Source organism: Vibrio sp. V42_P2S4T144 (genome assembly GCF_009904715.1).
Lineage (GTDB): Bacteria > Pseudomonadota > Gammaproteobacteria > Enterobacterales > Vibrionaceae > Vibrio > Vibrio alginolyticus.
Map to the genome: position 1 here is coordinate 1 of NZ_WXWS01000274.1, position 9,607 is coordinate 9,607.

The 9,607-nt window shown below is 46.6% G+C and carries 7 protein-coding genes; 5 read left to right on the forward strand and 2 right to left on the reverse strand.

Going from position 1 to position 9,607, the window contains the following annotated elements:
- Positions 1-211: 211 nt before the first annotated feature.
- On the forward strand, positions 212-922 hold the full coding sequence (gene torR / locus CAG68_RS09360; protein WP_005378370.1) for a two-component system response regulator TorR: 711 nt from the start codon (positions 212-214) through the stop codon (positions 920-922).
- Positions 923-994: 72 nt separating this feature from the next.
- On the opposite strand, the gene elyC is transcribed toward torR, so the two are convergent.
- Entirely contained in the window at positions 995-1,780 is a 786-nt protein-coding gene (gene elyC / locus CAG68_RS09365) for an envelope biogenesis factor ElyC (RefSeq protein WP_005387893.1), read from the reverse strand.
- 114 nt (positions 1,781-1,894) lie between these two features.
- Between elyC and cmoM the strand changes: the two genes are divergently transcribed.
- The 4 genes from cmoM to mukB are packed head-to-tail and all read left to right on the forward strand — an operon-like array spanning position 1,895 to position 9,198.
- Complete coding sequence (gene cmoM / locus CAG68_RS09370) at positions 1,895-2,686, forward strand: tRNA uridine 5-oxyacetic acid(34) methyltransferase CmoM (protein ID WP_025766915.1); 792 nt, start codon at positions 1,895-1,897, stop codon at positions 2,684-2,686.
- 2 nt (positions 2,687-2,688) lie between these two features.
- Complete coding sequence (mukF, locus tag CAG68_RS09375) at positions 2,689-4,026, forward strand: chromosome partition protein MukF (protein ID WP_017634722.1); 1,338 nt, start codon at positions 2,689-2,691, stop codon at positions 4,024-4,026.
- Complete coding sequence (gene mukE / locus CAG68_RS09380; protein WP_005378379.1) at positions 4,007-4,732, forward strand: chromosome partition protein MukE; 726 nt, start codon at positions 4,007-4,009, stop codon at positions 4,730-4,732. Before mukF ends, mukE begins: the two co-directional genes overlap by 20 nt.
- Before the next feature lie 2 nt (positions 4,733-4,734).
- On the forward strand, positions 4,735-9,198 hold the full coding sequence (gene mukB / locus CAG68_RS09385; protein ID WP_031778995.1) for a chromosome partition protein MukB: 4,464 nt from the start codon (positions 4,735-4,737) through the stop codon (positions 9,196-9,198).
- Between the two features lie 143 nt (positions 9,199-9,341).
- Here the strand turns inward: mukB and CAG68_RS22140 are convergent, their stop codons facing one another.
- Positions 9,342-9,494: a hypothetical protein gene (locus CAG68_RS22140; protein ID WP_202599902.1), complete on the reverse strand. Its 153-nt coding sequence runs from the start codon at positions 9,492-9,494 to the stop codon at positions 9,342-9,344.
- Positions 9,495-9,607: the final 113 nt, after the last annotated feature.

Consider the following 9,607-nt stretch of genomic DNA (forward strand, 5'->3'; position numbering starts at 1 on the left):
CCCCTAAGTGTAATCAATTAAAATGAATAGCAGTAACTATAATTGTTATGTTTTATGGTCAAAAATGACCGTTTATTAATAGCAATGGGCAAGCTTGTTTTGAATCAATAAAAACGCTAAATCTTGCGTTTTAATGTATCTATGACTAGAAATGTTACTAGTTATGAATAGAATACGTCTTGGATAATAAGAAGACAGAAAAGTGGTGTAAATGAGCTATCACGTATTAGTCGTAGAAGATGATGTTGTAACTCGTAGTAAGCTTGCGGGATATTTCCAAAATGAGGGCTACCAAGTCAGCGAAGCAGAGAGTGGCGCAGAAATGCGTGAAGTTTTGCAAGCGGGCGATGTAGACCTGATCATGCTGGATATTAACCTGCCTGGTGAAGACGGCCTGATGCTTACTCGTGAGTTACGTAGCCAATCGGATATTGGTATCATATTAGTAACAGGACGCACGGATAGCATTGATAAAATCGTAGGCCTAGAAATGGGTGCTGACGATTATGTGACAAAACCTTTTGAACTGAGAGAGCTGTTAGTTCGCGTTAAAAACTTGCTGTGGCGTATTTCAGCGGCGCGCAGTGGCAGCTCGAAAGCGAATGAAACCAGTGAAGAGCACATTGTGCGCTTTGGGGAGTGGACATTCGACATTCAACGTCGCGCACTTAGCCGCAACGGTGAGCCAGTAAAACTAACTAAAGCAGAGTATGAACTTTTGGTGGCATTATCGTCTTATCCTAACCAGGTGTTAAGTCGTGAGCGTATTTTGAACATGATCAGCCATCGAGTGGATGCGCCGAATGACCGCACCATTGATGTTCTTATTCGACGTATGCGCGCAAAAATGGAGTTCGATCCTAAGAACCCACAGATTTTTGTAACGGTACACGGCGAAGGCTATATGTTTGCTGGTGACTAGTTGGAACATAACTCAATCGTAAAAAGAAAAAGGAGAGCTTCGGCTCTCCTTTTTTGTGGCTTCAAGATAATACTAGTTTGCTTCAACCATTGGTGTTTGGCCGACAGTATCACGCAACCTTTGCCAAATACTGCCCAAGTACTCATGCCAATAAAGCTCTGTTTGTTCTAAGTAACGCGCTTTAGGTGAGTATTTATCCCAAGGTTGACTTATCTCGCTAATAGCTAAGAAGTTGGTCGGGGCTGGGATTGGTTTAATGCCTGCTGCGTTGAACTCATACAATGCACGGCTCATGTGACTCGCAGAAGTGACTAACACAATCTCCTTTTGTTGAACGAATGCAGCCGCTTGACGCGCCTCTTCCCACGTATCTTTCGCATCTTCTAATAAAATGATATCGGATTTCGCGACTCCCAACGCAAGGGCAACGTTCGCCATCATTCGCGCGTGGCTAATTTCAGATCCGCCAGCATAGCCGGATAAGATTAATTTCGCGCCTGGATACATTCTTAAAATACGAATGCCCTCAGTTAAGCGCATTAATGCTGCACGGCTTAACTGCGAGGTGGGTGGAATTTCGTCATCGATAACATGACCATTCCCTAAAACCATCACGTAGTCGATGGTGCCAGAAACTGGCAAAAAGGCTTTATGCTCTCGCTCTAACGGCATAAGAAGCTTGGTTGAAACAGGTTGGAAGGCAACAAGAAAAATGCCAACAAAAGAGAATAGAACAACGAAGCAGCCAGTTTTACGTTTTGTAGTAAAACTAATGAGAGCAAGACCCAACAAGCCTATCAGCAGCAATGCCGGAAGGGGCATAAGCATGGCTGACACTACTTTTTTCAGCTCAAACATACATAAATAGTCCGAAAAAACATCAATTGATAATAAAAATGAGGGTATCCCTCTTTATTCCTGCTTTCCTTGTGCCAGAATAGCGGCACAATCCGTTATGATAACTCAGCAGAAGTGACAGAAGACCGCAATTTCGACGATATCGCCCACAAATTTGCAAAAAATATTTACGGCTCCGATAAAGGGGAGATCCGCCAAATCATTGTGTGGGAAGATTTTCTACAGATTCTAAGTGAATTAGATGCTGACCAGCAACCCCTAGAAGTGTTGGACGCTGGTGGTGGTTTGGCACAAATGTCGCAAAAGCTTGCTAAGCTCGGACATCGAATCGCTTTATGTGATCTATCTTCGGAAATGCTGCAGTTGGCTAAGCAGGATATTGAAAAAAACGGTTTGCTTGAGCAGTATCGCCTGATTCATTCGCCTGTCCAATCCATCGGTGAACATATGGATGGACAGGTCGATCTGGTTATGTTCCACGCTGTGATGGAGTGGCTGGTTGATCCTAAGGCCGCACTTGAAACAGTTCTTGAACAAGTAAAACCGGGAGGTATCGCATCAGTCATGTTCTACAACCACCACGGTTTAGTCTATAAAAACGTGGTTTGTGGCAACATTCCTCATATATTAGACGGCATGCCTCACCGAAAAAGATTTAAACTACAGCCGCAAAAAGGCTTAAAACCTGAAGAAGTCTACCAGTGGATAGAAAATTCAGGTTTTAATATTTGTGGCAAATCTGGTATTCGCTCATTTAGTGATTACATAGGCAATATGGAATACATGGGTGATTACGAGTTTGAAGATGTGTTGGCGCTAGAAAAACAACTTTGTCGACAAGAGCCATACCTCTCATTAGGCCGCTACATTCATGTGTGGGCTAAAAAGAACGATAAACAGGAATAACAATGAGTGAGATGACTCTCAATGCTGCAGAGCAACCAATCGATGAGCTGGTTGGCTGGGTTAAGCAGCACGATTTCTCGTTGAACCTGACCACAGAGCGATTGGCATTTTTGATAGCCATTGCCGTACTGAGTAATGAAAGGTTCGATGAAGAACTGGGTGAAGGTGAACTGCATGATGCATTTGCCATCGTCACTCGACTATTTGATGAGACCGGCGAAGCCTCCGCTTTTCGTGCGAACAATGCGATCAACGAGATGGTTAAGCAGCGTCTTATGAGCCGTTTTGTCAGTGAGATTACTGACGGAGCGAGCATTTACCGCTTGTCGCCATTAGCGATAGGAATAACCGACTACTACGTGCGTCATCGTGAGTTCTCAAAACTGCGTCTATCTATCCAGCTATCCATGGTAGCGGATGAAATGGCGAAAGCAATTGAGGCAGCACAAAAAGGTGGCACACCGGGTCACTGGAAGAAAAACGTATACGGTGTTTTAAAATATTCTGTAGGCGAAATCTTCGATCAAATTGATCTCAACCAACGTGTTATGGATGAGCAGCAACAGTCAGTGAAACAACAGATTGCTGACCTGCTTAACAAAGACTGGCGTGAAGCGATTAACAACTGTGAAGCACTTCTGTCAGAAACATCAAGCACGTTGCGTGAACTTCAAGATACGCTGCAAGCCGCCAGTGATGAACTGCAAACTCAGATCCTCGATATTCAAGAAATTGTTTACGGTGACCCTGAGCTGGAGTTTATCGAAGAAGCCTTGTTTGGTCTGCAAATGAAACTAGACCGAATCACAAGCTGGGGCCAGCAAGCGATCGACCTTTGGATTGGTTATGACCGACACGTGCATAAGTTTATTCGTACTGCAATCGATATGGATAAGAACCGTGCGTTTAGCTCGCGTCTGCGTCAATCCGTCAAAGATTACTTCGATGCGCCTTGGTATCTGACTTATGCAGATGCGGAGAGGCTTTCTGACCTTCGTGATGAGGCCCTAGTACTGCGTGATGACGAGGTAACGGGTCAAGTTCCGATGGAAGTAGAATACGAAGAGTTTCAACAAGTCAATGATGAGCTGTCTGAACGAATTGGTGACATGCTAAAAGCGCATAAAGATCAAGGCACACCAATCGACTTGAGTGTGGTACTGCGAGATTACCTTGCACAGCACCCTTACACTCATCATTTTGATTTAGCTCGCATTATCGTCGATCAAGCTGTACGTCTAGGGTATTCAGAATCGGATTACCAAGCGATTCAACCAGACTGGAAAGCAATCAACGAATTTGGGGCAAAGGTACAAGCGAATGTCATCGACCGATACTAATGAATACATGTCAGAGAATCTGGCAAAAGCAATTTCTAACCCTCTGTTCCCAGCGCTAGACAGCATGCTTCGAGCAGGGCGTCATATCTCAAGTGAAGATCTAGACAATCACGCGTTGTTGTCGGATTTCGAACTTGAGCTTTCTTCTTTCTACCAACGCTACAACACCGAATTGGTGAAAGCGCCAGAAGGTTTCTTCTACCTTCGTCCTCGTTCAACGTCTCTGATTGGCCGTAGTGTTCTTTCTGAACTGGATATGCTGGTGGGGAAGGTACTGTGTTTCCTTTACCTAAGCCCAGAGCGTCTTGCGCACGAAGGCATCTTTACTAACCAAGAGCTGTACGACGAACTGCTTGCTCTAGCAGACGAAAACAAGCTGATGAAGCTAGTGACGAACCGTGCGACTGGTTCTGACCTTGATAAAGAAAAGCTGTTTGAAAAAGTACGTACGTCACTTCGTCGTTTGCGTCGCCTAGGCATGATCATCAACATCGGTGAAACCGGTAAATTCAGCATCAGTGAAGCGGTATTCCGCTTTGGTGCCGATGTACGTATTGGCGATGACATGCGTGAAGCGCAGCTGCGTCTAATCCGTGATGGTGAAGCAGTAGTGCACACCAAAGAGCCAAGCCAAGGCAGCTTATTGTCTGAAGAAGATCAAGACGACCAAGCCCAAGAAGAAACAACAGAAGAGGGTGAAGCATGAGCATGATTGAACGCGGTAAATACCAATCGCTGACCATGGTCAACTGGAACGGCTTCTTTGCCCGTACGTTTGACATCGATGGTCTGGTCACCACGCTATCAGGTGGTAACGGTGCAGGTAAATCAACCACAATGGCGGCGTTCATCACCGCATTGATTCCTGACCAAACGCTGCTGCACTTCCGTAACACGACAGAAGCGGGCAGCAGCCAATCGTCTCGCGACAAAGGTTTGTACGGTAAGCTACAGCCGGGCGCATGTTATGCGGCGCTAGACGTGGTGAACTCACGTAACCAACGCCTATTGTTTGCAGTAAAACTACAGCAAGTTGCGGGTCGTGATAAGAAAGTAGACATCAAACCGTTTGTGATCCAAGGTCTTCCAAGCCATGTGAAACCAACGGATATCTTGGTTGAAAGCGTATCTGCGACTCAAGCTCGTGTACGTCAAATCAACGAAGTAAAAGAATCGATCGCGGAATTTGAAGGCGTTCAGTTCAAAGCGTTCTCTTCTATCGTGGATTACCACGCGCAAATGTTTGAATTCGGTGTGATTCCGAAGAAACTGCGTAACTCTGGTGACCGTTCTAAATTCTACCGCCTGATCGAAGCATCGCTTTACGGTGGTATCTCAAGTGCGATTACCCGTTCGCTACGTGACTACCTTCTGCCACAAAACGGCGGCGTGAAGAAAGCGTTCCAAGATATGGAATCGGCGCTGCGTGAAAACCGCATGACGCTAGAAGCGATCAAAACCACGCAAGCAGACCGTGACTTGTTCAAACATTTGATTACAGAGTCGACCAACTACGTGGCAGCGGACTATATGCGCCATGCCAACGAGCGCCGTAAAAAACTAGAACAGACATTGTCTTTGCGTTCAGAGTTATTTGGTTCTCGCGAGACCTTGATTGAGCAAAACAATCTGCTTAACCGCGTTCAAGAAGAGCTGGAACTGCTGATCGAATCAGAATCTTCTTTAGAGCAAGACTACCAAGCGGCTTCTGATCACTTGCAACTGGTGCAAAACGCGCTGCGTCAGCAAGAGAAGATCGAACGCTACCAAGAAGATCTTGAAGAGCTGAGCGAGCGTCTTGAAGAACAAATGATGGTAGTGGAAGAAGCGCAAGAACGCGTGATGATGGCTGAAGAGCAAGCTACCGTTGCAGAAGAAGAGGTGGATAGCCTTAAGACGCAACTTGCTGATTACCAGCAAGCTCTTGACGTTCAGCAAACTCGCGCCCTTCAATATCAACAAGCAGTTCAAGCGCTGGAGAAAGCGAAGCAACTACTTGGCGATGACAGCCTAACGGCGGAATCGGCTCAAGCGCTTGTCTCTGAGCTTAAGAACAAAGAGTCAGAAAGCACCAATGCGTTGCTATCGGTTAAGCACAAACTGGACATGTCTTCTGCAGCGGCAGAGCAGTTTGAAACCGCGCTTAAACTGGTACAAAGCATTGTTGGTCAAGTTGAGCGCAAAGACGCGTCTGAACATGCGAAAACCGCAATTGCGAAAGCGCGTGAGTCACAACAAATCGCACAAAACGAACAGCAATGGCGAGCACAACACCGTGATCTCGAACGCAGCCTTAACCAGCAGCGTCAAGCACGTGAACTGGTTGCTGAATACAAAAAGCAATATCACGTTGAACTAACCGATGAGGTTACGTTTGAACAAGAACGTGAACGTCATGCGACGCAAATCGAATCACTAGAGATAGCTCAAGAAGAAGTTCGTGATCAGCGTGGTGAACAGCGCCGTCTAGAGCAAAACGCGGTGGCAGAAATCAGTAAGCTTGAAGCAATAGCACCAGCTTGGATTGCGGCGAACGATGCGCTAGAGAAACTGAGAGAGCAGAGCGGTGAAGAGCTTGAGGATCGCCATGCGGTAATGAACCACATGCAAGTTGTCCTTGAACAAGAAAGGGAGCTGTCTTTAGCTAAAGATAAGCTCGCTGAGCGCCGTAGCCAGCTAGACGCTGAGATTGAGCGCCTAGCTTCTCCTGGTGGTTCAAACGACCCTCGCCTGAAAGGTTTGGCAGATACGCTGGGCGGTGTATTGCTGTCTGAGATCTACGATGACATCACGATTGATGACGCGCCTTACTTCAGTGCGATGTACGGTCCGGCTCGTCACGCTATCGTTGTTTCTGACTTGTCAGGCATCGAAGAGAAACTGGTAGAGCTAGACGACTGTCCAGAAGACTTGTACATCATTGAAGGTGACATCGATGCCTTTGATGACAGCTCGTTCGATGCAGAAGAGTTAGAGGGCGCGGTTTGCGTTCGTATGAACGATCGCCAAATGCGTTACTCTCGCTTGCCTGAGATCCCATTGTTTGGCCGCGCGGCACGTGAGCAGCGTCTAGAGTTGCTGCGTAACGAACGAGAAGAAGTGGTAGAGAAACACGCAAAAGCGGCATTTGATTCTCAGAAAATGCAGCGCTTGTACCAAGCGTTTAACCTATTTGTGTCTAACCACATTCAGGTTGCTTTTGACGCCGATCCAGAACAAGCACTGGCAACTATTCGTGATAAGCGTAACCAAATTGCTCGCGTGTTGGCGGATCTGGATGCGAAAGAGCAACAACAACGTTCTCAGCTTCAAACCAGCAAGCAAGCGTTGTCTTCTCTGGACAAGCTAGCGTCACACATGGTGCTTGTTGAAGATGAGTCATTGCAAGCGCGTTTTGATGAGCTAGAAGAGAAAATCGCTCAGCTTGCAGAGGCGAAGAACTTCTTAAGCAACCATGCAAAAGCCGTCGCGCAATTAGAGAATATTGCGTCTGCGCTTGATGCTGACCCAGAGCAATTCGATGCACTAGAAGCAGAATACAAAGCGGCAGACGAGCGGCTACAAGATCTTAAGAAGCAAATCTTTGCACTCTCGGATCTCGTTGAACGTCGTCACTACTTCGCTTACTCAGATTCAGTAGACCTACTGAACAAGAGTAGCGAACTGAGTGAGCAGCTAAAAGCTAAACTGGTTCAAGCTGAACAAATGCGTACTCGCTCTCGTGAAGAGTTGAAGCAATCGCAAGGTCAAATGAACCAATACAACCAAGTATTAGCTTCATTGAAGAGTTCACACCAAGCGAAACTGGAAACGGTTCAAGAGTTCAAACAAGAGCTTCAAGAGTTTGGCGTGAACGCTGACGAAGGTGCAGAAGAGCGCGCAATGCGTCGTCGTGACGAATTGCACGAGCGTCTACACACGTCTCGCAGCCGTAAGAGCGAATACGAGCGCACGATCACCTCTACTGAACTAGAGATGAAAGGCTTGGCGAAACGCCTGAAGAAAGTTCAGAAAGAATATGTTGAGTTGCGTACCTTCGTGGTTGCAGCGAAAGCTGGCTGGTGTTCAGTACTTCGTTTAGCGCGTGAGAACGATGTTGAGCGTCGTCTACACAAGCGTGAACTGGCTTACATGTCTGCGGATGAGCTGCGTTCTATGTCTGATAAATCATTGGGGGCGCTGCGTCTAGCGGTTGCGAACAATGACGACCTGCGTGATGCGCTGCGTCTATCAGAAGATAACGCACGTCCAGAGCGTAAAGTTCTGTTCTATATTGCTGTATACCAACACCTTCGTGAGCGTATTCGTCAGGATATCATCCGTACTGATGACCCAGTTGAAGCAATCGAAGAGATGGAAGTCGAGCTGGCGCGTCTAACGGAAGAGCTAACGCAACGTGAAAACCGTCTAGCGATCAGCTCTGAGTCAGTAGCGAGCATTATCAAGAAGACGATTCAGCGCGAGCAAAACCGTATTCGTATGCTGAACCAAGGCCTGTCGAACATCTCGTTTGGTCAGGTGAAGGGCGTACGTCTAAACGTGAAGATCCGCGAAAGTCACGAAGTGCTACTGAACGGTCTAGCGACACAGCAAGAGCAGCACAAAGACCTGTTTGAATCGACTCGCTTTACTTTCTCCGAAGCAATGGCGAAGCTGTTCCAACGTGTGAACCCACATATCGATATGGGTCAACGTTCTCCTCAGGTTCTGGGTGAAGAGCTACTGGATTACCGTAACTACCTAGAGCTAAGTGTAGAAGTGAACCGTGGTACAGATGGTTGGCTACAGGCTGAGTCTGGCGCGCTATCAACAGGTGAGGCGATCGGTACTGGTCAGTCAATCCTACTGATGGTTGTTCAAAGCTGGGAAGAAGAATCACGCCGCCTGCGCAGTAAAGACATTGTGCCTTGTCGTCTGCTGTTCTTAGATGAAGCAGCGCGTCTGGATGCGAAATCGATCGCGACATTGTTCGAATTATGTGACCGTCTGGATATGCAGCTTCTTATCGCGGCGCCTGAAAACATCAGCCCAGAGAAAGGTACGACCTACAAACTGGTGCGTAAGGTGTTTAAAGATCACGAACACGTACACGTGGTTGGTCTGCGTGGTTTTGGTCAAACGGATAAGCCTAAGACTGAAGCACAAGAGATGATTGAAGAGTTTGAATCGTAAACTTCGAATCTAACAAAACGCCCGCAATGAACGCGGGCGTTTTTGTATCTGTTTGCGAGGCAGGCTTCGAACTACATAAGATAAGCCGAGACTGTAGGACGGCAGTCTCGGCTTATTAGCGGAACTTAATGAGGAAGCGACGTTTATTCCTCTGGAATATCGTCCCTGAATTCGATCATTTCAGCTAGCTCTTCAAGTGCTTGGACAGAAAGCTCAGACAAGCGTTGTAGGTGTTGGTCTAAGCTCTCTTGTTCTTCAAGCTCTGGTTCATCATTATTTGTTTCTTTTATTAGCATTTCCCAACCTCTCAAGTTGAGTAAGGGGAGCTCTCATCATACTCAAAAGGCAAAGTAGAAAAGAAACGATCTATGTTGATTTTGTTAGCTCGATCATTGATTCAACTTATATA

Bases quoted from the DNA above. Each gene is read 5' to 3' on its own strand.
- mukB (WP_031778995.1), top strand. From the start codon at position 4,735: ATGATTGAACGCGGTAAATACCAATCGCTGACCATGGTCAACTGGAAC.
- torR (WP_005378370.1), top strand. From the start codon at position 212: ATGAGCTATCACGTATTAGTCGTAGAAGATGATGTTGTAACTCGTAGT.
- mukE (WP_005378379.1), top strand. From the start codon at position 4,007: ATGTCATCGACCGATACTAATGAATACATGTCAGAGAATCTGGCAAAA.
- mukF (WP_017634722.1), top strand. From the start codon at position 2,689: ATGAGTGAGATGACTCTCAATGCTGCAGAGCAACCAATCGATGAGCTG.
- elyC (WP_005387893.1), bottom strand. From the start codon at position 1,780: ATGTTTGAGCTGAAAAAAGTAGTGTCAGCCATGCTTATGCCCCTTCCG.
- CAG68_RS22140 (WP_202599902.1), bottom strand. From the start codon at position 9,494: ATGCTAATAAAAGAAACAAATAATGATGAACCAGAGCTTGAAGAACAA.